Origin of the sequence: Domibacillus sp. 8LH, from assembly GCF_038806185.1 — a bacterium.
Taxonomy (GTDB): domain Bacteria; phylum Bacillota; class Bacilli; order Bacillales; family Domibacillaceae; genus Domibacillus; species Domibacillus indicus_A.
The window spans coordinates 1-21,711 of record NZ_JAVJNG010000006.1 but is presented as its reverse complement, the minus strand read 5'-3'; the positions used below and the strand labels follow the sequence as shown (position 1 = coordinate 21,711).

The window sequence follows — 21,711 nt, the reverse complement described above, 5'->3', positions numbered from 1 at the left end:
AGTGAGGGATTGGAATGAAAAAAGTATACAAGGTAATGTCAGCGCTATCGATCTCCGCAGTACTACTCTCAGCCTGCGGAAATGGGGGAAGCTCGAGCAGCTCAAGTGAGGCTTTGAACCTTGAAAATATTGAATTTCCGTTAAAAGAAAAAGTAACCTTAAAATTTATGACGCAAAGCTCTCCTCTGGCACCGGAGGATCCAAACGAAAAATTGATTTATCAGCGTCTTGAAGATAAAACAGGTGTACACATTGACTGGAAAAACTACACGAATGACTCCTTTATTGAAAAGCGGAATTTAGCAATGGCGAGCGGTGATCTGCCCGATGCTATTATGGATGCGGCCTACAGCGATTATGAGCTGCTGCAGCTGGCAGATGATGAGGCGATCATCCCAGTTGAGGATTTGATTGAAGAGCATATGCCAAACCTCAAAAAAGTACTTGAGCAGGCACCGGAATACCGGGCTATGATTACGGCACCAGACGGCCATATTTATGCGTTCCCATGGATTGAAGAGCTTGGTTCCGGCAAGAAAAGTATTCACTCTGTTGATACTTTTCCATGGATTAATCAGGAATGGCTGAATAATTTGGGGCTGGACATGCCAAAAACAACAGAAGAACTAAAGAAAGTATTAATCGCATTTAAAACACAGGATCCAAACGGAAATGGCAAGGCAGATGAAATTCCAATGTCTTTTATTATTAATAAAGGAGGAGAAGATTTAGCCTTTTTATTCGGGTCATTCGGACTCGGAGACAACTGGGATCATACCGTTGTAACCAATGATGGAAAAGTGACTTTTACAGCGAATCAGGACGGTTACAAAGAAGCCATGAAGTACTTTAATGAGCTGTATCAAGAAGGATTAATTGACGAGGAAGCATTTGAACAGGACTTTAACACGTATTTATCTAAAGGAAAAGATGAACGGTATGGTCTTTATTTCACTTGGGATAAAGCGAATATTACCGGCATGAATGAAAAATACGAGCTAATGAATCCGCTTGCAGGACCAAGCGGCGAAATCAATGTGGCCCGTACGAATGGAATGGGATTTGACCGCGGCCGGATGGTCATTACAAGCGCGAACCAAAATATGGAGCTGACAGCGAAGTGGATTGACCAATTGTACGACCCGATTCAGTCTGTTCAAAACAACTGGGGCACATACGGGGATAACAAACAGCAAAATATTTTTGAGTATGATGAAGAAAAAAATATGCTGAAGCATCTTCCGCTTGAAGGCGCAGCACCGGCAGAGTTAAGACAAAAAACAAATATCGGCGGCCCGCTGGCAATTCTCGATGAATATTACGGAAAGTTCACAACACAACCAGATGATGCAGCGTGGCGACTTGGGCTGATGAAAAATGTTATGGTACCGCATATGAAAGCAGACAATATTTATCCGAAAGTGTTCTTCTCATTAGAAGAATTAGAAAAGCTGTCAAAAATTGAAACAGACTTGTTTGCTTACGTGCACCGGAAGCGCGCGGAATGGATTAAAACAGGAAAAGTAGAAGAAGAATGGCAGGATTATTTAGCGGAGCTTGACCGCCTTGGCTTAAAAACATGGCTTAGCATCAAGCAGGATGGCTATGACCGAAATGCAGCAAGTGCAGAGTAAAGCAAAAATGCAAAAAAGGAACGGGTCTGAAAAGCTCGTTTCCTTTTTTGTTTAAAGAAAAGGGGATCATCGTGAAGCCGAAAATAAAAGATGTTGCCGAGCGGGCCGGCGTCTCCCCTGCAACGGTATCCAGGGTACTAAACAACCGGGGGTACTTGAGTGAACAAACTCGTTTAAAAGTGGGAGAGGCCGTGATGGAATTAAACTATATACCGAATGACCTTGCCCGATCGCTTTATACAAAAAAAACCAATCTGATTGGATTTGTTTTTCCTTCAACGGCGAATGCATTTTACGGGGAACTGATCGCGCTCATGGAAAATATTTGTTTTGAGTTAGGATATAAGGTTCTTTTATGCAACAGTTCTAACCATCCGGAAAAAGAAGAATTATATGTCGACATGCTGCTTCGGAATCAAGTGGATGGCATTATTAGCGGGGCACACAATCGAGGGATTAAAGATTATCAGCGATCCAACTTGCCGGTTGTAGGCATTGACCGCTACTTATCCAAAAACATTCCAGTCGTTTCCAGTGATAATTATCAAGGCGGCCGGCTGGCAACAGAATTGCTTGTTCAAAAAGGCTGTATATCCATTATTCATATAAATGGCCCCAGGGAATTAGAAACACCGGCTAACAAACGCAGGGATGCCTATGAAGATGTGTTAAAAAAGGCGGGCATGCCTCACTTGACGTATGAAATACTGGCAAGGTCCAGCGAAAGGCAAATTCAATTGCTGATCAAGCGTCTCTTCGATGAAAATCCTGAGGTTGATGGGATTTTCGCAAGTGATGACCACCTCGCTGCCCGTGTATTAACAGAAGCAAAACGAAGAAAGATTTCCGTGCCGGAACGGTTAAAAATCATCGGATATGATGGTACAGAAAGCATGCGGACCATTCTGCCCGAACTGACAACTATTCAGCAGCCGCTCCATGCAATGGCCCAAAAAGCGGTTCATACACTCATCCAGGAAATCGAAGGACAGTATAACCTGGTCGACACAAAAGAATTTATTTTTCCAGTGAAGCTGATTGAAGGAAAAACAACATAAAAAGAGAGGTGCAAAATGGGAAAAGTATTTTGTATAGGAGAAGCATTGATTGACTTTATTCCGGTCCAAAAAAACATATCCTTAAAAGATGCAGCCTGTTTTGAGAGAGTAGCCGGCGGCGCTCCGATGAATGTAGCGATTACCGTCGCAAAATACGGCGGGGAAGCAGCCATCATCACAAAAATCGCAAATGACCATTTTGGAGATCATCTCATGGATATCCTCGAAGAATATCACGTTGACACGTCACACATCGTGCGCAGTGACAAAGGAGAAACAGGGCTGGCATTCGTTTCAGTGGATAAAACAGGTGAAAGAAGTTTTACTTTTTATAGGGAAAACGCAGCAGATTTGCTGCTTGAGGAAAAAGAGATAGAGGAAAGCTGGTTCCAGTCAGGAGATGTACTTCACTTTTGCTCGGTCAATTTAACTCATGATGAGATTCGGTCAGCACACAAAAAAGCGATCAACGGCTGCCGTGAAAAGGGGGGAATCATCAGCTTTGATCCGAATGTACGCCTGCCTCTTTGGCCGGATGAAACAAGCTGCCGCGAAGCGATCAGAGCATTTATACCGATGGCGGACTTGCTGAAAATTTCAGATGAAGAACTTTTTTTTATTACGGGTATTGAGGAAGAAGAAAGAGCCATTGCTTCTTTGTTCACCGGAAATGTAAAAGCAGTCATTTTCACAAAAGGTAAAAATGGCGCCTCCCTTTTTTTGAAAAGCGGCCAGCAATTTCACGATCCAGGTTTTAAGGTAGCAGTCATGGATACGACAGGCGCTGGTGATGCATTTGTTGGAGGCTTTTTATCAAAAATTTTGGAGCTGAACGTCCATAGTAAGGGGCTCGCTGAAACCATCAACATTCATTACAAATCTCTTCTTTCTTTTGCGAATGCAAGCGGTGCACTGACTGCTGCTGTCAAAGGGGCGATTTGCGCAGCACCTGAAAAAAAGTATGTATTGAATTGGGCTGCTGCACAGCGTAATAAAAATATTTTTATAGAGTGACCATGAGTATATTTACGCTATTGTTTTAATTGCATCAGAGGGTGGCAATAGATCTTTTGAGGACATGATATAAAAGAAAAAAGGGAATGCCAGAGATGAATAGAATAACAAAAAAGACTGCTCACACATCTACATAAATACATGTGTGAGCAGTCTTTTTCTTAAGGGACAGGTTTTTCATGATCCGTTTCGGTTATGTTTTTCAAGCTGCTTTCCACCGGCTCCTCTACCATTTTTGCTTCTGAATTATAAGCAGCCCGGCAAATCAGGTGTCCAGCGACCGGTGCAGTTAAATATAAAAACACAATGCCCAGAACAAGACGAATACTAATATAATGCTCTGTCGACCAGAAATAAATAAATACGCCGGTCAGCGCCAGCAGAACAGCGAGTGTAGAGCTTTTGGTTCCGGCATGTGAGCGTGTGTACACATCAGGAAGAGTTAAAACGCCATAAGCGCTGATCAGGGCGATAATGCCGCCAAGCAGAACCATCAACGCTGCAGCCAGCTCAACGATTTGGTTTTCTGTCAATGATGATCCCTCTTTCCATGTATTTTGAAAAAGCGACTGTGCTGATAAAGGCAAGGATCGCAATAATTAAAATCACTTCTAAATAGGCTTTCGTTTGAAGCAGGGCACTAAGAACAGCTACCATTGACATTAAATTAACGCCGATCACATCAAATGCGACGACTCGGTCTGGCAGTGTAGGCCCCTTAAGGATACGAAGAAGACAAAGTCCGATCGCCAGGCTGAAAAGCACAACCGCCGCAGTAAAAATAGAATAGATCATGGCCGGGTCACCTCCAAAATGATTTTTTCGTACGTTTGAATGGATTGTAAAACCATGGGCTTCGTTTTCTTCATGTCCATTGCATGGATAAAAAACTCATTTCCTTCAGGCGAAATGCGCAGAACGGTAGAGCCGGGCGTCAGCATAAGCAGAAGCGCAAGAGCAGTTATTTCCCATTCACTTTTAAGCTTTGTTTGATACGAGAACGTACCGGGCTCGAAAGTCACGCCCGGAATTAAAATTTGCTTCATAATGATAAGGCTGGATGTCCAGAGCTCATAATTGAAAATAAGAAACAGTTTCAGCATGGAATAGGCACGTTTCAAGTAAAAAGGCGTACCGAAAAATCGGTGCATCAAAAAAATAATCACGATGCCAAGCAGAAAACCGCCGGCAAACGTATCGAGCTGAAAGCTGTCTTCATCTTTTAACATCACCCATAAAACGGCGATTAATATATTTAATAGAAATTGAACCGGCACGAGACTGCACCTCCTTGACAAGCGCCAGTATTAATCATTTTGCATGGCTCCTTCAATATACAAATCTGGATTCACCAATACATCAGCGGCTTCTGAAATATAAGGAGAAAGAAGATCCATTCCAAGCCCAAGCACGGTCGTCAGAATCCCTAAAGCCAAAAGGGATGCAAGCATTCCTTTCGATAAAGGCACTTGATTTTTCGACGTAATGGTCGATTCTCCCCAAAACATAATGAGAAACACCCGTAAAAGGGAGTACAGGACAAACAGGCTCGATAGAAACGCAACAGCCGTTAATCCGTAATGCCCTGCCCCAACGGCTCCTTCTCCAATGAACAGCTTGCCTGCAAATCCGCTGAACGGGGGAATGCCGCCGAGCGAGAGAATCATAATAAAGAAAAGCCAGCCAAACAGCGGATAGTTGGTGATCAAGCCACTTTCCTCGTCAAACCGGGATTTACCGGTTAAATGAACAATCGTCCCAACAAGCAGAAACAGCAGGCCTTTTATGACAATGTCATGAATCAAGTAATAAATAGAGCCTTGAATCCCCGCTTCATTGTAAGAAGCAAGACCGACCAGGATAAAGCCGATCGCAATGACAACATTATAAGAAGCAATTTTCCTTACATCCCGGTGGGCAAGTGCTCCTATACTGCCGCCAATCATAGTCGCAGCCGCCATATATCCGATGATCGTATGCGTAAAAGAAGGCTCATGGTAAAACAGCAGGGTAAAGGTTCGGAACAGCGCATAAACGCCTACTTTCGTTAAAAGAGCGGCAAACAGGGCGGAGATGGCTGCCGGCAGTGCGCTGTAGGAGCCCGGAAGCCAGAAATAAAGAACGAGTCCTGCTTTTAAGGAGAAGACCACTAAAAACAGCATGCTGATCGTGGTTAAAATAGGCGGCTGTCCAGCCTCTGCGATCCGCAGGGACAAATGAGCCATATTTAAAGTTCCGAGTGTTCCATAAAGATACGCGATCCCGAGCAGAAACAGCCAGGATGATAAAATATTGATCAGCATGTATTTAATGCCTTCGGTCAGCTGCTTTTTTTCCCCGCCGAGTGTCATCAGGGCGTAAGAAGCGAGCAGCATGACTTCAAAGCAGACAAACAAATTAAACAAGTCTCCCGTTAAAAACGAGCCGTTTACGCCAGCAGCGAGAAGCAGTGAAAAAGGATACAGAAAGAAAGATTCGCGTTTTTCATCTTTCACAAAAGCGGCATACACTAAACAAAGAACGGTGACAAGAGAAGAAGCTGTGACAAGCAGCATCGCAAATACATCCGCTACAAAGGTAATCCCAAACGGAGGCAGCCATTCACCAAAGTCGAGCCGGAGGATACCGCGGCGCATCACCTGCTGCAGAATCCATATACTGATCAAAAACACGGCCGTCATCGCTCCAACGCTGCCCCAGCGCTGAATGGCACGGTTTGATCGAAAGAAAAGAAGCAGCATGGCCGCTAAAATCGGCACAATCATCGGGAAAACCAATATGTTATTCATCGTGAGGCCCTTTCAGATCGTACAGATTATCGGCACCTGTCGTTTGATACGTACGATATACAAGAACAAGAAAAAAAGCAGTCACAGCAAAACTGATGACAATGGCTGTTAAGATCAATGCCTGGGGCAAGGCATCTGTGTAGGTATCAGCCTGGCCGCCTAAAATAGGAACCCTGCCTTTTTTCAGTCCGCCCATTGTCATGAGCAGCAGATGAATAGCGTGTGATAAAATGGCAGTTCCAAGCACAATTCGAATCATATTTTTAGAAAGCAGCAGATAGGTGGCTGTTGAAACAAGAACGCCAACTAAAAGAATAATCATGGTTTCCATCTTACACATCCTCACTAATACTGATAATAATCGTGACCACTACGCCGATCACACCGAGCGCCACTCCGGACTCAAACAGCATGACGGTCGCAAGCTCTGTTTTACCGAAAATAGGGAGGTTAAAATAAGCAAACGTCTGGCTTAAAAAAGAGCTGCCAAACAGCAAAGAACCTGTGCCGGTAAGAGTGGCAATGATTACACCGAGCGCAGCGACTTTTTTGTAATCAAAAGGAAGGCCTTTATTAATGGTTTCTACATCAAACGCTAAATATAAAAGAACGAAAGCGGATGAAAGAGTCAGCCCGCCGATAAAACCGCCTCCCGGATGATGATGTCCGGCTAAAAACAGGTATACACCGAAAGTCAGAATAATAAAGACGGCAACTTTTGAGACCGTTTGTAAAATCAAATCATTTTCTCTCATGATCATCCGCTCCTTTCGGTATTTTCAGCTTCACCAGTGTATAGACGCCCACTCCGGCAATGAATAACACAACAACTTCAAGCATCGTATCAAACGCCCGGAAATCTCCTAAAATAGCATTCACAATATTACGTCCGCCTGCAAGATCATAAGAATCTTCAAAATAAGAAGAAATGGAATCAAATAATTTATTTCCTTGTACCGAAAGAGCAAGCAGCACCGTTAACATACCCATACCGATAGAGATGAGTATTTTAGGGACACGTACTTTAAAGGAACGATCTTCTTTTGGCCATTCCGGCAGATGATAAAAGCAAAGCAGAAACAAAACGGTTGTAACGGTTTCTACTACGAGTTGTGTTAAAGCAAGATCGGGTGCCCGAAAAAGCACAAAGAAAATCGCAATCGAGTATCCAAGGATGCCATTAAGCAGCGCGGCCGTCATCCGTGACTTGGTAAAAAGAATGCCGACGCCTGCTGCTGCCATAATGAGTACGAGCAGCATTTCATATGGAGCAGCGGGCACATCGTGAGAAAAACGAAGGGAAAGCCCGCCTGAAAAAAGAAGAGTGCCGCCCGTCAAGAAAATCAAAAAGCCATAAATATAATACAAGTAATGGCGCAAAAATCCGGTCATATAGAGATTGGTTACTTTTTTTGAGCCTATTTCACTTCCGGCCAGCAGCCACTGATAACCGCGGTCAAGACTCCGGCTTGCCGGAAAGAGCTCGTACACATCCTGCCAGGCGCGGTACATTCTCGCCAGCAGTGCACCGATTACGACAACACCTGCTGTCATAATCAGTTCTGGGTTAAAGCCGTGCCAGGCTGAAATATGCGGAATCAAACCTTTCATGCCTTGATAAGAAGGAAGAATGCTGTGCATGGCCGGAGCCAGCAGGTAATGACTCAGCCCATTTGGAACAAAAAATAACGTTATAATGATCGCACAAAGCACAATCGGAGAAATCAACATACCCAGAGGTGCTTCATGAGGGGTTTTTTCGAGCCGCTCGCGGCGGTACGGACCAAGAAACGTCCGAAATACGATAAACATAGAATAAACGAACGTAAACACACTGCCGGCCCATGCGATAATGGGGAAAAGCGGTCCCCATGTATCCATGGAAAAGATGTTCATGCTGCCTGCCTGTAGAGAAGCGGTGAAAAACATTTCTTTGCTTAAAAAGCCATTAAACGGGGGAAGTCCCGCCATAGAAAAACTGCTGATGACGGCTAAAGTAAACGTAACCGGCATAAAAGGCAGCAGTCCGCCGAGCTTCCGGATATCCCGGGTGCCGACTTCATGGTCAACAATGCCCACTACCATAAATAGGGCGCCTTTAAACGTAGAATGATTCACAAGATGGAAAAGAGCAGCAAAAATTGCTTTCGTATAAATGACAGACTCTGTGGAAGCGCCCCCCTGCAGCGCAGCAGAACCCATTCCAAACAAAAACATAATCAAACCGAGCTGGCTGATGGTTGAATACGCAAGCAGGGCTTTTAAATCTTTTTGACGGACAGCGGAAAAAGAACCCCAAAACATCGTAAACATTCCGATTCCACTGACCAGCCAGAACCAAACGGCTTCCCCGCCAAAAATGGGTGTAAAACGTGCGACCAGGAACAGGCCGGCTTTCACCATTGTGGCAGAATGAAGATAAGCACTGACAGGCGTCGGCGCTTCCATTGCATCAGGGAGCCAGATATGAAAAGGGAATTGGGCGGACTTGGTGAATGCGCCAATTAAAATCAGAATGAGCGCTGGCACAAACAACGCGTGTTCCCGGATAGAATCATCCATGGAAATGATTTCTTGTATGCTGTTTGTCCCTGTTATGACATGCAGCATAATGAAGCCGACCAGCATAAAAAGCCCGCCGCCAACCGTAATTAAAAAAGATTTTTGCGCCCCGTAGCGGGATTTTTTCCGCCGGAACCAAAAAGCGATGAGCAGGAAAGACGAAATACTGGTCAGTTCCCAGAATACGTACAGCATGATCATGTTATCTGAGAGAACGACCCCGAGCATCGCGCCCATAAACAAAAGCAGATAGGCGTAAAAGTGAGAGAGAGACTCCCGCTCTCTTGATAAATAAAAAATGGAATAAAGAACGACCAAGCTGCCAATGCCGGTAATGAGCAGCGTGAAAATCAAGCTGAGTCCGTCTAGATGCACGGAAAAAGCAAGATCCAATGCCTGTGACCAGGTCATCGATCCAAAGACGGATCCTCCAGCCGCCACTTTCGGAATGGCTGTACAAAAACAAACAAATAATAAAATGGGAACAAAAAGAGCGGCCCAGCCAAGATGAAGTTTCGGAAACCATTTTCCGATAAAGGGGATCAGCAGCGCTGACAGGATCGGAACGAGAACAAACAGATGAATCAGTGTCAAATAAATCCCTCCTGACTTAGTAAATAAACGCAATCAGTTTTAAAAAAGGCAAAAGCCTTTTAAAAGGAAAAGTGCCCAGATTCCTGGATTAGGGGTTGAAAATTTCAGGATAGACCTTTATCCTAACTAAAGATAAGTGAGAAAATGGTTCTTTCCTTTTTTCAGCCTGGTTTTAAACGTCCCCAGGCGAATGGAGCAGGAAATCATACTAGAGGTGAAACGGTTATGAAAAAAGCAAGAGCCCGTATGGATGAAAGTATATTAGTGTGTGCCTATTATGGCCCAAACGGTGAGCGGCTTATTAAGCGTGGATGTAAAATTGCCGATATGCTGGACTGCCCGCTTTATATTTTAACGGTTGATCCGTCTCCGAAAGACGAAGTAGGCGCAGACAAAGCGGCGTACATCCAAGAATGGAAAGTTCTTGCCGAAGAACTAGGGGCGGAAGAGTTTATTATTCGCTACAATGAAAAGAGGCCGGCCGCGAAAGTGATCGCAGAAGTGGCCCGTGAGCTGAATATTACCCAGATTATTTTGGGACAGTCTCCGCAGAGCCGCTGGCAAGAAATTAAAAAGGGTTCTTTTGTAAATACACTGTTGCGTGAAATTTCATTTGTTGATTTTCATATTGTGTCCATCGACCGGTCTGTCGAAGACAACGAAAATCTTTTTGAAAATGGTACAAGAGCGTATCTCGTAAAAGGAGAAGACGGACATCGAATTACCTTTACGCACTCAGACCATGTGATTCATGAAGGAATTTTTTATAAAGAAACCGGTACGGATTTTAACAACGGGGTATTCACATACATTAAAGAAAACAAAACGTGCCAGCTTCATGTGACAGATGAAAGGATTACGGAACCAACATCGATTCACTCTTCGATCAAAGAAGAAAAATTTGAAAACTAAATCGCAGGGAAGGCCTTCAGAAGAGAGCGTGTTCTCCTTCTGAGGGCTTTTTTGTGTGTTTTTTACAGGTTCACATCGATCTTCTGGTCTCTTTCATCCATTCCAATATAGCGGAATGTCTCAGACGGAGAGGCGTGGTGAAATCTTTCTTGAATAAGAGAGATGGCTACTCCTTTTAAGTAAGCATGATAGCCAAACGTTTTTCGCAAAGTATGAGTGCCAATTTGATCGGCAATCCCGACTTTTCGGGCAGCTTCATTTATAACGCGGTATGCTTGCTGCCGTGTGATCGGGGCATCACTTTTAGGCGATTTGAACAGATAGCTGTCAAGCGGCGGTTCTGTTTGCTCCAAATGAAAAGACAGAGCCGCTTTTACCTGGTCATTAATGTAAATTTTTTGGTCTTCTATTAATAGAAAAGATTGAATGGCACCAGATTCCTCCACGAGCTGATTCACTTTTAAAGACAAAAGGGTACTAATTTTAAGCCCTGTATTAATACCTAGAACAAACAAAACAAAATCTCGGCTAGAGCGTTCTTGTAATACAGCCTTCATTAGTTGGATGTCCTGCACATTTTTGATTGGGTTGACAAACTCCACTTTTTTCACCTCTTATGTTACTTAAATATAGCCTAACATGCATTTGTGTTACATTCAAACGATAAGGGAGGGCAAATTAAACGGAAAAAGAATAGAGAGGCTATACTACAGAGAAGAGAGACATAGGTATAGCAATCACTTTTTGATGAAAAAACAACAATGTTTAAAATTTCGAAGAACAAAAATAGCTTGATTGCCAAACAAGATGTGGTATATTACATATCATATAAAAAGAATAAAATAGGGGTTTGTTTCGTCTTATAATTTAGGAAGGCCCACTCTCCGCTATAGCAGATAAAATGGAGGTCCATTATTATTTTTTCTTAAAGAGATGGATACATAGGTTATACAATGCGACAAACTGGGGGTGTTTTACGTTGAACATAGATAAAAACGAGGTAAGAAAGGTTAAACGTACATTCATGCGGGATGAAGCTTACAACACACTTCAAGAGTGGATTGTACTTGGTGAATTGGAACCGGATGCAAAGTTAAAGGATCAAGAGTTGTCAGAAATGCTGGGAATTAGCCGGACACCTGTCCGGGAAGCATTGCTTAAGCTTGAAGATGAAGGATTAGTTGTCACAAAAGCAAATCGCTGGACGCAGGTAGCGCCTATTAACCCTGTGGAAGCAGAAAACATTTACTCTATTGGCTGGACACTTGAATGTCTGGCTTTAGAGCAGGGTACAGCGTTTATTTCTTCAAAAGACATTGCGGAGCTAGAAGCACTAAATGAACGCTTTTATCGAATACTTCGCAGTGATGATAAGCTTGCGGCTATCCAGGCAGACAACGAGTTTCACAATAAGATTATTCAGCTTTCAGGTAATGCAGAGCTGACGAAAATACTTGAAGGTGTAAAGGTGAAAATTAAAAGAATGGAACTTCATTATTTTCGTTTAAACGTCAGAAAACTTTCCTCCTATGAGGAACATAAACAAATTATTGATGCATTAAAGAGAAAAAATCCGGCCCAGGCAAAAGAAGCCCTGCGGGATAATTGGAAAAACAGCCTCGAACGCATTCGGCTGTATATCGAGTAAAATCAACATAAAAAAACGGCTCTTAACATTTGTTAAGGGCCGTTTTTTTATGTCAAACCTGGCTGATACAGGCTTGATAAGGGAATCAGAAAGCTAATTTCCTGGTATTTGATAAATTATGTTACATTTTCTTACATTAATCATTCCAAATGCTGCCTGCTGTAGTTTAATAGCTGTAATGCTATAGCAATCAAGACACTGATTTTCTGCATAAGTTTAGAATACATAACAGCGTATGTGTCTTTGTAAAAACCACATATACATATATTGATAAAAGGGGGTTTTTGTATGACAAGTCAAACGATGAATTCGTATCGCCCAACTACATTAGCTTCTAACGGCATGGTAACAGCACCTCATTATCTGGCCACCCAAGCGGGTCTCGCTGTTTTACAAAAAGGAGGAAATGCAATTGAAGCTACAATTGCTGTTGCTTCTACTTTATCTGTTGTATACCCTCATATGAACAGCATCGGTGGAGATAATTTCTGGCTGATTTCCAATGAAAAAACAAAAGAGATCAACGCATTAAACAGCAGCGGGCGCGCTGGGCAGCATGCAACCATTGACTTTTATCGTAATCAAGGCCTCACTTCTATTCCTTCCCGCGGGTATTTGGCAGCGCTGACTGTTCCCGGAGCAGTTGCTGGGTGGGAAGAAGCGTACAAGTACTCAAAAAAGCATATGGAAGGAAGCTTGTCCTGGGAAGAGCTTTTGGCTCCAGCGATCTCTTATGCAAAACATGGATTTCCTGTTACGCCTAGCCAGGAATATTGGACGAACGTCAATTTAGATGAACATGATCAAGAATTTAGAAACCTTCAACGGTTCAAAGGGTTTCGAGAAACCTTTTTAAAAGAAGACGGGACGGCTTACCGGACAGGAGAAATCATGAAGCAGCCGGATTTAGCCGAAACACTGGAGGCCATTGCCAAAGAAGGCAGCCGGGTTCTTTACGATGGAAGAATGGGTGAACAAATTGTCAAAGAGGTTCAGGAAAACGGCGGTCTCTTGACCATGGAAGATTTTCAGCGACATCGCTCCGATTGGGTGCGGCCTATTTCGGTCAATTACCGAGACTATACAGCTTACAATTTACCGCCTAACACACAAGGGTTTGCGTCGCTCTCAATTTTAAATATTTTAAATCAGTTTGATCTGCGTTTTATTGAAGAAGGATCCGCGGAGTATTATCATCTGCTGGTCGAAGCGACTAAGCTGGCATTTGCTGATCGGGATGAATGGCTGACAGATCCGGAATTCCTTCATATTCCACTCCGGAAACTGTTGTCAGTTGAACGGGGAGAACGGCTGGCAGCGCAAATTGATTTTACACGTGCTAATCATTTAAACAAACAGCTTGAGCCGAAAGGAGATACCGTTTGGCTGGGCGTGGTAGACAAAGAAGGAAATGCGGTTTCTTTTATTCAAAGTATTTATCATGATTTCGGCTCTGGAATCATTCCAGAGGGAACAGGTGTAACACTGCAAAACCGGGGAAGCTTCTTCTCACTGGACCCCGCACATATCAACCGGCTCGAGCCTAATAAGCGAACATTTCATACGTTAAATCCTGCCATGCTGTTTAAAAACGGCGCCCCTTACCTTGTTTACGGCACAATGGGCGGTGAAGGACAGCCGCAGACGCAGGCAGCTCTTGTCACTCGGATTGTTGATTACGGATATAGCGTTCAAGCCGCTATCGAAGCACCGAGGTGGCTGTATGGGCGTACGTGGGGATCTGATTCTAACAGCTTAAAAGTAGAGGCGCGAATTCCTGAAGCAGTAGTGGAGCAGTTAAGAGATAAAGGGCATTCGCTTGAATTTGTAGAAGACTTTAGCGATACGATGGGGCATGCAGGCGCCATTTTAATCGACCCGGACACGAAGGTAATGTTTGGCGGGGCAGATCCCCGAGGAGATGGAGCTGCATCGGGCTTTTGAGACGCCGCGTGATAAAAAAACAGCCGCTCTTCTTAGAAAGAAAGAGCGGCTGTTTGATGTATCGAAAAACAAATCTCAATTACATATAGTTATTTTTCTTTGGAAGAAGGCCAGCATTCGACCCCATCCAGATCTTTAATCGTGTCTTTGTAAAATTGCGGATTTTTCCCGGCTTTCCTTTGTGCTGTATAATCGCTTAAAGCGGAGAAAGCAATTTTAGATAGAAGCAAAATGGCAATCAGGTTGACGATAACCATGAAGCCCATAAACAAGTCGGCAAGGTCCCATACAAGCTGTACTTTGGCTACAGCGCCGAAAAGAATCATGCCCAGGACCGCTAAACGGTATACCATCAGCCACGTTTTGCTTGTATTTAAAAACTCAATGTTTGTTTCGCCATAGTAATAGTTGCCGATTAGTGTACTGAAAGCAAACAAGAGAATCATGAACGCTAAAAATCCTGGTGCCCATGAACCGATGTGTGTAGCCAGTGATGCTTGTGTCAGTTCAATTCCGCTTAGGTCAGTTTGTTTATATACCGGAGAAAGCAGAATAATAAAGGCAGAGCTTGTACAAATGATACCTGTGTCAATTAAAACACCTAAAGCTTGAATAAGCCCCTGCTTAACAGGGTGGCTTGTTACAGCGGCAGCAGCTGCATTTGGTGCACTTCCCATACCCGCTTCGTTAGAGAACAATCCACGCTTTACACCGTTCATAATAATAGCGCCAAACGTTCCGCCCACTGCTTGTTCAAGTCCAAAGGCACTTTTCACGATAAGAGCTAAAACGTCTGGTACGTCACTAATATTCATAAGGGTAATAAAGAGAGCCACACCGATATAAAGAACAGCTAATACAACGACGATGTATTCTGATGCTTTAGCGATCCGCTTAATGCCGCCAAAGATAATAATGGCAAAAGCGATCGTCATAATAATACCAAGCGTCAAGCGGCTTATGCCGAATGAATTTTCAAACGCAACTGTAATCGTATTGGATTGTACTGCATTAAACACAAGACCGAATGACAAAGTAATAAGAATCGCAAAAAGGACACCCATCCAGCGTTTTTTCAAGCCTCTTTCCATATAGTAGGCAGGGCCGCCACGGAAGCCTTCGTTGTCTTTCACTTTGTAGATTTGAGCCAGCGTACTTTCTACAAAGCCGGATGTAGCTCCGATCAGCGCGATCACCCACATCCAGAAGATCGCTCCCGGGCCGCCAAGAGCAATGGCAATCGCAATACCGGTAATATTACCCGTTCCTACACGGGCTGCCATACTAATACAAAACGCCTGGAACGGCGAAAGGCCAACAGAACCGCCCGTTTTTCCTTCTTTTAGAACAGATACCATTTCCTTTAAAAGACGAAATTGTAAAAAGCGTGAGCGGAAGGTAAAATAAAGACCCGTTCCAACAAGCAGAATAATCAGAATGTTGGACCATAAAAGCTCATTGATCTGCCCGACTAGAGTTGATATAAATTGCTCCATTTCATTTCCTCCTTTTGTCCTTACCTATAAAGCTGTTTATCCCTTATGTCATTTCAAATAACCTAAGGGGATGTAAAAAACCGCCTATGTAACGATAATAACAAGCTCTTTTCAGGGAAAATATGTAAAAACATTATTTCCTATGTTAATATGGTCGTGCGGTATATACAGAAAGCAGCTATAATCCCGGCGATTCTAACACTCTGTATAATATATTACATATTATTAGACGCAAAGTTAAATTGTCAATACTGAATGACTTGTTTATTTATTCGGTATTTTCTAAAAAAACTGAATAAAAATAAAGTCTGGTTATATAAAAAGTCTAGACCACACTTGGTTTCTTAAGTAATTGAGTGGAGGGTCTCTATTAATATTTATAATGTAAGAATTTATACACTTAGCATAGACTAAAGATGATAAATGATATTTTTAGGTAAATAAAGGATAATAATTGAGTGTTAAGGTGAAGATTTGAGGTTTCCAGTGACTGATTTGGCTATCGAATAAAAGCTGAATTTTCCCGGTTTATTCCTTTACGACAAGAAAAATCAACCTACAATGTTTGTTCTTCGTTGCTCCTCTGTATTGTTTTTCAACTCCACTTATTTTTCATTTAGCATGTAACGAATTCAGTACATGACTCATTTCAGGGTGGGCAGCCGGCCTATAAAGCTTAAGAAAAGATACGTATAAAAAATCTTTTTTAGGCAAATCTGAAGATAAAAAGAGCAGAAAGGTCGGCAGCGCTATGTCCCCATTTTTTAAAGGCAAAAAACAAGCAGCACCAAACGAGCCAGTTGACCCGATGCCTGGGTCGATAACGAGCAACTTACAGGACAATCTCTCTTTAGTGAAGCAAAAATTCGGAAACAGTCCTGATATTATCATCCGCGAAATAAAAATCGGTTCTTCAAAAGCTAAGGCGGCTGTGATTTACGTACAGGGATTGGTGGATAACCAATTATTAAACGACTTTTTGATCGAATCGTTGATGCAGTATCAATCTTCTTCACAGAATGAAACAAAGCCGGAAATGCTGGATAACATATACGACCTGGTAATCCCTATGGGTGGTGTAAAAAAACAAACAGAATGGAGTAAGCTGCTCGAATCTTTATTGGTCGGGGCAACACTCATTTTTATTGATGGAACGGACAAAGCATTTACTGTCGCAAGTACACAGGGCGGCGAAGGCCGTTCGATTTCAGAGCCAACTACTCAAAACGTAATCCGGGGATCAAAAGAAGCCTTCACCGAAAACATTTCCACAAACATTTCGATGGTCCGCAGAATCATTAGAACGCCGGATTTATGGGTAGAATCGATGAAAATAGGCACCCAGACCAATACAAATGTTTCAATTATGTATCTAAATAACGTCGTCGATCACGATGTTGTTAAAGAGGTCAAAAAAAGATTAAAGAAAATAAAAATCGACAGCATTTTGGAATCGGGCTATATTGAACAGTTAATTGAAGACCAGCCGGCCAGTCCATTTCCACAAATTTATCATACGGAAAAGCCAGATGTAATCGCTGGAAACTTGCTGGAAGGACGTGTGGCTATTTTTGTAAATGGTACACCGTTTGTTCTATTGGTACCAGTTGTTTTTATACAATTTTTCCAAACTCCTGATGATTATTATTTCCGCTTTGATATTGCGACATTCACCCGCTTTTTACGGATTTTTATTTTTTTTATCTCCCTTATCGGGCCAGCCGTGTATATTGCCGCTACCACGTTTCATCAAGAAATGATACCGACACAGTTAGTCCTGATCATAGCTGCCCAGCGGGAGACGGTGCCTTTTCCGGCTGTTGTTGAAGCGTTAATTATGGAGCTGGCCTTTGAAGTTTTGCGGGAAGCTGGTTTAAGGCTGCCTAAAGCGATTGGATCAACCGTATCTATTGTCGGAGGTCTTGTTATTGGCCAGGCTGCCGTACAGGCTGGTATTGTCTCGCCGCCAATGGTTATTGTTGTAGCCATTACAGCGATCGCGAGTTTTGCCACGCCTTCATTCTCCATTGCGATCTCTGTACGCCTGCTTCGATTTATTTTTATGGGGCTTGCTGCTACATTTGGCTTCTACGGTATTATCATTGGCTTAATTATGCTGACTGTTCATTTATGCAGCTTACGCTCATTTGGTGTTCCATATATGGCGCCACTCGGTCCATTCAGAGCTGTTGAAAATGGCGATACTCTTATTCGCACACCATGGTGGGCAACGAAAAAGCGTCCGAGCCTTTTCAGTCCTGGCAACGTTAAGCGTGAGGGGAAAAATCAAATGCCAGCTCCTCCTCAGCCGAGAACGATTAAAAACGAAAGCACAGAAAAGGGGAATCAAAATGAATCGTAAACGCACTTTTCTGTTTGGGATACTGGCTAGTTTATCTGTTTTTACATCAGGCTGCTGGAGTGAAAGGCAGTTGACCGATATAGCGATGGTGGCTGCTGTAGCAATTGACCTAAACGAAGAAGGGCAATATGAGGCTTCGTACCAATTCTTTAACCCGGGGAATATTGCCGGCGGTCTGCAGGGAGGAGGCGGAGGCCAAAGTCCGCCTGTTGCTGTTTATACGGCTACAGGTGATACGATTATGGAAGTCCATGGGAATATGTCAAGGAAAATTTCACGGGAACCATATTATTCCCACACCAATCTTGTGGTGATTGGCGAAGAGGTAGCCAAAAAAGAAGGCATTGCGCCTGCATTAGAGGCATTTGACAGAGGTTCCCAATTCCGCGTAACGACGTCTGTCGTAATTGCCCATGGTGTAAAGGCAAAGGATCTCGTCACAACGCTAGCCGCTCTGGATAAAGTCCCCTCCCAAAAAATCATGCAGACATTGGAATCAACAGAAAAAGCACTGGGTGAGAATATAAACATTGACTTACAAGAAACCATTACCGCACTTGTATCGCCTGGCCGAGAGCCGATAATTAGCGGCTTTACGTTAAAAGGTGATCCAAAAGCAGGAACTAAGCAGGAGAGCCTTCAAGCAACCGAGATACCAACGTCTATTGAGGCAGATGGTAATGCCATCTTTAAAAATGGAAAGTTAGTGGGCTGGATTGAGGGCATAGATGCGAGAAGCGCCCTTTGGGTTTTGGACCGGATTCAGAGCACGACTATCACGACAGCATGGGCAGGTCAAAAAGACGCTATTTCTTATCGTGTGGTTCGTCAAAAAACAAATGTATCGGCAGATATGAAAAACGGAAAACCGCATGTTTCTGTTGCTGTTCATATGGAAGGCGATATTGGAGAAGTAACGGTGCCTGTTAACCTGAAAGATCCAGAGACGCTGGATAAAATAGAGAACGATATAAGCAAACAGCTAAAGAAGGAAATTGAAACATCTATCCGTCATACAAAAAAGAGGAAAACAGATATCTTTGGATTTGGAGAGGTATTTCACCGCGCTGAACCAAAAGAATGGAAAAAGATTGAAAAGAAGTGGGAGGATGAGGTCTTCCCCAATCTGGCTGTAGATGTATCAGTGGAATCCTATATCCGCCGAACAGGTCTAAGAAATAATTCCTACCTATCAGAAATGAAAAAAGGAAAGGAATAAAAAGGAAGTGAAGGGCAATGGAGAAAGCAAAAATCAGTCCCCGCCAGCTGTTTGTGCTTATTATATTATTTCAACTCGGAAGTTCGATTATCATTCCGGTCGGATTAACAGCAAAACAGGACGCCTGGCTGGCCATTCTAGGCGGCATGGTGGGAGGATTACTTTTATTTTTACTCTACTATAAGGTTGGCTCTTACTATCCGGGACTTGTACCGACAGAATATATGCCGAAACTCTGGGGTCCTTTCTTTGGAAAGATTTTTGCCTTTTTATATGTTCTGTATCTGTTCTACCTTGCTGCACGGGTACTGCGGGACTTTGGAGAAATGCTTGTTATGTTCGCATATCCGGAAACCCCTTTATTCATTATTAACTTATTGTGGATGGTTTTGGTTGTTTATACGATTAGAAAAGGTATCGAGACGATGGCAAGAACAGGCGAAATTCTTTTTGTCGTTGTGCTAATCCTTGCGGTTACTTCTTTGATGCTCCTTATATTTAATGGCTCTATTGATACAAAGAATTTGCAGCCCCTCTTTGAGGAGGGAACCGTCACGGTGCTAAAAGCAATGGGAGAATCTGTGTTTTTTCCTTTCGGCGAAATCGTTGTCTTCACAATGATTTATCCATACTTAAATCAATTAAACAAAGCAAAGCGTGTAGGCATTTATGCTTTGCTGGTTAGCGGGCTCGTTCTATCCGTATCGATGGCAGTCAATTTAAGCGTCCTCGGTTTCAGCCTGCTTTCACGTTCCCAATTTCCGCTGCTCTCCACTATACAAACAATCGAGATTGCAGAATTCATTGAGCGTTTAGATGTATTTTTTATGATAGGTGTTATCATTGGCGGGTTCTTTAAAATCACGATTTTCGTTTATGTAGCCATTATGGGGGCAGCGAGTTTATTCAAGGTAAAAGAATCGTCTCATCTTGTTTTTCCTCTAGGGTTTATTACGCTGTTTCTATCTGTAGGAATAGCGAGCAATTTTCCGGAGCATATTCGGGAAGGACTGGACATTGTGCCGCTCTATCTGCATTTGCCGTTTCAAGTGATTTTTCCGCTTCTTTTGCTGGTGAGTGCCGTTTTAGTAAATAGGAAGAAACAAAAAAAGCAACCGGCAACGAAATAACAATCGAGAGGCTGGGTGAATAACAATGAAGAGCGTTGCTTTAAAAATGATTGGTGTTCCGGTATTAGTGGCGGCGATGTTATTTGGCTTAATGCTGCTGCTGGATATCATTCAAGGGTATAGCATGAAACATTCTATAAACCACATACTTAATCCGTTTTCGATTATGAGACCTGCTGAAGGGTTTATTTTCGCTCTGCTTTCTGTTTTGTTGATTGTCTACTATTGGAAGGTGCTTTCACAAGCGAAAAAAGCAGAAGAAAATACGGATGAAAAGTAAGATTCTCTTTTGAAAAAGAGGTATAGACATGTGGTACCGGTTTGTTTTGCGTATGTTGGAACAAATGGGGAGAAATAAACAATGACCTTGTGGAGATACTATTTGAGGGAACGAACCCACTAACAGAAACAGAGGAGGAATTAGTATGGAAGAGATTCAAGTAGGCGATATCTTTACATTGGCAGATGAAAATGACCAAGAAGAGGAAATTGAAGTGCTTGGGACATTGAAGATTGACGGAACTCAATATGCAGCTGTTAGTTTGGTGGAAGAGCTTGACGAAGCCTCAGACGAAGACATCAATGTGTTCTTTTTGAAAGGCGAAAGTGTTGATCAGTTAACCGTTATTGAAGATGATGAGGAATTTGAAAAAGTAGCCGCTGCGTTTCAAGAGGCTGAGCAAGGCTGATCAACGGAATGGCTTCCTATGATCATACATTTGTTTTGTAAGAACTACATAACAAGCGCTATTCTTTTCTAAAAAAGAATAGCGCTTGTTTTTTGTTCATTACAGCAAGATCGCTATTCGAATAAACATGTAGAGCGGCTAAGCAGCTTCATGCCAGGGCAGGAAGATTAACAAATACTATAGAAGAAACAGGAAAAAACAGGTGCTGTTTAAAGAAATCATTATTTTTTAATCTGCATGAAAATCGCTATTCAAAATGGAATAGTATTGCATATCGAAAAAAATAAAAGAAAAACAAAAAAACATATTGTAATGGTGTTAAATGCGTGTTATATTATTATTCGTCGCTGAAACGGCGGGCAAATCTTCAACATTTGCTTAATACATTGTAGATCATAAAAGTCCATTAGCTTTTGAAAATATGAAAGCAGAAGAGTTCTAAGACCAACGTATAAAAAAACGTTGACAAAGAATTAGATTTAATGATATGATTTTTTAGTTGTCGCAGAGACGGCTTGAACGAATTGAACATTGAAAACTGAACAAAATCAATAAAAACGTCAACGTTTTAATTTTTTATCTACCATTAAAAACACCCCGTGTTTTAATGGAAACAAATGAGCAATCAAACACTTTTTGGAGAGTTTGATCCTGGCTCAG

The 21,711-nt window shown here is 42.6% G+C and carries 20 protein-coding genes; 11 read left to right on the top strand and 9 right to left on the bottom strand.

Annotated elements, in window-relative coordinates:
• The first annotated feature begins 14 nt into the window (after positions 1-14).
• The 3 genes from RG959_RS10270 to RG959_RS10260 all read left to right on the top strand — a co-directional run bounded on the left by RG959_RS10270 (position 15) and on the right by RG959_RS10260 (position 3,706).
• Positions 15-1,634 (top strand): ABC transporter substrate-binding protein, encoded by a 1,620-nt coding sequence (locus RG959_RS10270; RefSeq protein WP_342797033.1) that lies wholly within the window; start codon positions 15-17, stop codon positions 1,632-1,634.
• A 71-nt stretch (positions 1,635-1,705) separates the two neighbouring features.
• Positions 1,706-2,692, top strand: a complete 987-nt coding sequence (locus RG959_RS10265) for a LacI family DNA-binding transcriptional regulator (protein ID WP_342797032.1) — start codon at positions 1,706-1,708, stop codon at positions 2,690-2,692.
• Between the two features lie 15 nt (positions 2,693-2,707).
• Positions 2,708-3,706 carry a carbohydrate kinase family protein gene (locus RG959_RS10260; RefSeq protein WP_342797031.1) on the top strand — a complete coding sequence of 333 codons (999 nt, stop codon included), beginning with the start codon at positions 2,708-2,710 and terminating at the stop codon, positions 3,704-3,706.
• Between the two features lie 161 nt (positions 3,707-3,867).
• Here RG959_RS10260 and RG959_RS10255 read toward each other — a convergent pair whose 3' ends face one another.
• Genes RG959_RS10255 through RG959_RS10225 form a run of 7 tightly spaced genes read right to left on the bottom strand, consistent with a single transcriptional unit; the run spans position 3,868 to position 9,651 of the window.
• Entirely contained in the window at positions 3,868-4,239 is a 372-nt protein-coding gene (locus RG959_RS10255; RefSeq protein ID WP_315691758.1) for a Na+/H+ antiporter subunit G, read from the bottom strand.
• Entirely contained in the window at positions 4,217-4,501 is a 285-nt protein-coding gene (locus RG959_RS10250; RefSeq protein WP_242237562.1) for a Na(+)/H(+) antiporter subunit F1, read from the bottom strand. Before RG959_RS10250 ends, RG959_RS10255 begins: the two co-directional genes overlap by 23 nt.
• Positions 4,498-4,983 (bottom strand): Na+/H+ antiporter subunit E, encoded by a 486-nt coding sequence (locus RG959_RS10245; RefSeq protein WP_342797030.1) that lies wholly within the window; start codon positions 4,981-4,983, stop codon positions 4,498-4,500. Before RG959_RS10245 ends, RG959_RS10250 begins: the two co-directional genes overlap by 4 nt.
• A gap of 30 nt (positions 4,984-5,013) precedes the next feature.
• On the bottom strand, positions 5,014-6,495 hold the full coding sequence (locus RG959_RS10240) for a Na+/H+ antiporter subunit D (protein WP_342797029.1): 1,482 nt from the start codon (positions 6,493-6,495) through the stop codon (positions 5,014-5,016).
• Complete coding sequence (locus tag RG959_RS10235) at positions 6,488-6,826, bottom strand: Na(+)/H(+) antiporter subunit C (protein WP_342797028.1); 339 nt, start codon at positions 6,824-6,826, stop codon at positions 6,488-6,490. The genes RG959_RS10240 and RG959_RS10235 overlap by 8 nt, the downstream gene beginning before the upstream one ends.
• A gap of 1 nt (position 6,827) precedes the next feature.
• On the bottom strand, positions 6,828-7,250 hold the full coding sequence (locus RG959_RS10230; protein WP_315691763.1) for a Na(+)/H(+) antiporter subunit B: 423 nt from the start codon (positions 7,248-7,250) through the stop codon (positions 6,828-6,830).
• On the bottom strand, positions 7,237-9,651 hold the full coding sequence (locus tag RG959_RS10225) for a Na+/H+ antiporter subunit A (RefSeq protein ID WP_342797027.1): 2,415 nt from the start codon (positions 9,649-9,651) through the stop codon (positions 7,237-7,239). Before RG959_RS10225 ends, RG959_RS10230 begins: the two co-directional genes overlap by 14 nt.
• Before the next feature lie 225 nt (positions 9,652-9,876).
• Here RG959_RS10225 and RG959_RS10220 point away from each other — a divergent pair, with 225 nt between their 5' ends.
• Positions 9,877-10,563 carry a universal stress protein gene (locus tag RG959_RS10220; RefSeq protein ID WP_342797026.1) on the top strand — a complete coding sequence of 229 codons (687 nt, stop codon included), beginning with the start codon at positions 9,877-9,879 and terminating at the stop codon, positions 10,561-10,563.
• A 62-nt stretch (positions 10,564-10,625) separates the two neighbouring features.
• Here RG959_RS10220 and RG959_RS10215 read toward each other — a convergent pair whose 3' ends face one another.
• Positions 10,626-11,165 (bottom strand): tyrosine-type recombinase/integrase, encoded by a 540-nt coding sequence (locus RG959_RS10215; RefSeq protein WP_342797025.1) that lies wholly within the window; start codon positions 11,163-11,165, stop codon positions 10,626-10,628.
• A 422-nt stretch (positions 11,166-11,587) separates the two neighbouring features.
• Between RG959_RS10215 and RG959_RS10210 the strand changes: the two genes are divergently transcribed.
• Both RG959_RS10210 and ggt read left to right on the top strand, forming a co-directional pair.
• Positions 11,588-12,211, top strand: a complete 624-nt coding sequence (locus tag RG959_RS10210; RefSeq protein ID WP_342797125.1) for a GntR family transcriptional regulator — start codon at positions 11,588-11,590, stop codon at positions 12,209-12,211.
• A 288-nt stretch (positions 12,212-12,499) separates the two neighbouring features.
• Positions 12,500-14,155 (top strand): gamma-glutamyltransferase, encoded by a 1,656-nt coding sequence (gene ggt / locus RG959_RS10205; RefSeq protein WP_342797024.1) that lies wholly within the window; start codon positions 12,500-12,502, stop codon positions 14,153-14,155.
• Between the two features lie 89 nt (positions 14,156-14,244).
• On the opposite strand, the gene RG959_RS10200 is transcribed toward ggt, so the two are convergent.
• Positions 14,245-15,651, bottom strand: coding sequence for an alanine/glycine:cation symporter family protein (locus RG959_RS10200; protein WP_342797023.1), 1,407 nt, complete (start codon positions 15,649-15,651; stop codon positions 14,245-14,247).
• A 751-nt stretch (positions 15,652-16,402) separates the two neighbouring features.
• On the opposite strand from RG959_RS10200, the gene RG959_RS10195 reads away from it, so the two are divergent.
• The 5 genes from RG959_RS10195 to RG959_RS10175 all read left to right on the top strand — a co-directional run bounded on the left by RG959_RS10195 (position 16,403) and on the right by RG959_RS10175 (position 21,051).
• Positions 16,403-18,013: a spore germination protein gene (locus tag RG959_RS10195; protein ID WP_483298874.1), complete on the top strand. Its 1,611-nt coding sequence runs from the start codon at positions 16,403-16,405 to the stop codon at positions 18,011-18,013.
• On the top strand, positions 18,003-19,232 hold the full coding sequence (locus tag RG959_RS10190) for a Ger(x)C family spore germination protein (RefSeq protein ID WP_342797022.1): 1,230 nt from the start codon (positions 18,003-18,005) through the stop codon (positions 19,230-19,232). Before RG959_RS10195 ends, RG959_RS10190 begins: the two co-directional genes overlap by 11 nt.
• Before the next feature lie 17 nt (positions 19,233-19,249).
• Entirely contained in the window at positions 19,250-20,362 is a 1,113-nt protein-coding gene (locus tag RG959_RS10185; protein WP_342797021.1) for a GerAB/ArcD/ProY family transporter, read from the top strand.
• Between the two features lie 25 nt (positions 20,363-20,387).
• On the top strand, positions 20,388-20,642 hold the full coding sequence (locus RG959_RS10180; protein WP_342797020.1) for a YczF family membrane protein: 255 nt from the start codon (positions 20,388-20,390) through the stop codon (positions 20,640-20,642).
• Between the two features lie 145 nt (positions 20,643-20,787).
• Positions 20,788-21,051, top strand: coding sequence for a DUF1292 domain-containing protein (locus RG959_RS10175; protein ID WP_342797019.1), 264 nt, complete (start codon positions 20,788-20,790; stop codon positions 21,049-21,051).
• The last annotated feature ends 660 nt before the right edge of the window (positions 21,052-21,711 follow it).

Excerpts from the sequence above, each read along its gene's own strand:
- RG959_RS10235 (WP_342797028.1), bottom strand. The coding sequence starts at position 6,826 with ATGGAAACCATGATTATTCTTTTAGTTGGCGTTCTTGTTTCAACAGCC.
- ggt (WP_342797024.1), top strand. The coding sequence starts at position 12,500 with ATGACAAGTCAAACGATGAATTCGTATCGCCCAACTACATTAGCTTCT.
- RG959_RS10220 (WP_342797026.1), top strand. The coding sequence starts at position 9,877 with ATGAAAAAAGCAAGAGCCCGTATGGATGAAAGTATATTAGTGTGTGCC.
- RG959_RS10175 (WP_342797019.1), top strand. The coding sequence starts at position 20,788 with ATGGAAGAGATTCAAGTAGGCGATATCTTTACATTGGCAGATGAAAAT.
- RG959_RS10210 (WP_342797125.1), top strand. The coding sequence starts at position 11,588 with ATGCGGGATGAAGCTTACAACACACTTCAAGAGTGGATTGTACTTGGT.
- RG959_RS10195 (WP_483298874.1), top strand. The coding sequence starts at position 16,403 with ATGTCCCCATTTTTTAAAGGCAAAAAACAAGCAGCACCAAACGAGCCA.
- RG959_RS10240 (WP_342797029.1), bottom strand. The coding sequence starts at position 6,495 with ATGAATAACATATTGGTTTTCCCGATGATTGTGCCGATTTTAGCGGCC.
- RG959_RS10260 (WP_342797031.1), top strand. The coding sequence starts at position 2,708 with ATGGGAAAAGTATTTTGTATAGGAGAAGCATTGATTGACTTTATTCCG.
- RG959_RS10180 (WP_342797020.1), top strand. The coding sequence starts at position 20,388 with ATGAAGAGCGTTGCTTTAAAAATGATTGGTGTTCCGGTATTAGTGGCG.
- RG959_RS10270 (WP_342797033.1), top strand. The coding sequence starts at position 15 with ATGAAAAAAGTATACAAGGTAATGTCAGCGCTATCGATCTCCGCAGTA.
- RG959_RS10250 (WP_242237562.1), bottom strand. The coding sequence starts at position 4,501 with ATGATCTATTCTATTTTTACTGCGGCGGTTGTGCTTTTCAGCCTGGCG.
- RG959_RS10185 (WP_342797021.1), top strand. The coding sequence starts at position 19,250 with ATGGAGAAAGCAAAAATCAGTCCCCGCCAGCTGTTTGTGCTTATTATA.
- RG959_RS10230 (WP_315691763.1), bottom strand. The coding sequence starts at position 7,250 with ATGAGAGAAAATGATTTGATTTTACAAACGGTCTCAAAAGTTGCCGTC.
- RG959_RS10200 (WP_342797023.1), bottom strand. The coding sequence starts at position 15,651 with ATGGAGCAATTTATATCAACTCTAGTCGGGCAGATCAATGAGCTTTTA.
- RG959_RS10190 (WP_342797022.1), top strand. The coding sequence starts at position 18,003 with ATGAATCGTAAACGCACTTTTCTGTTTGGGATACTGGCTAGTTTATCT.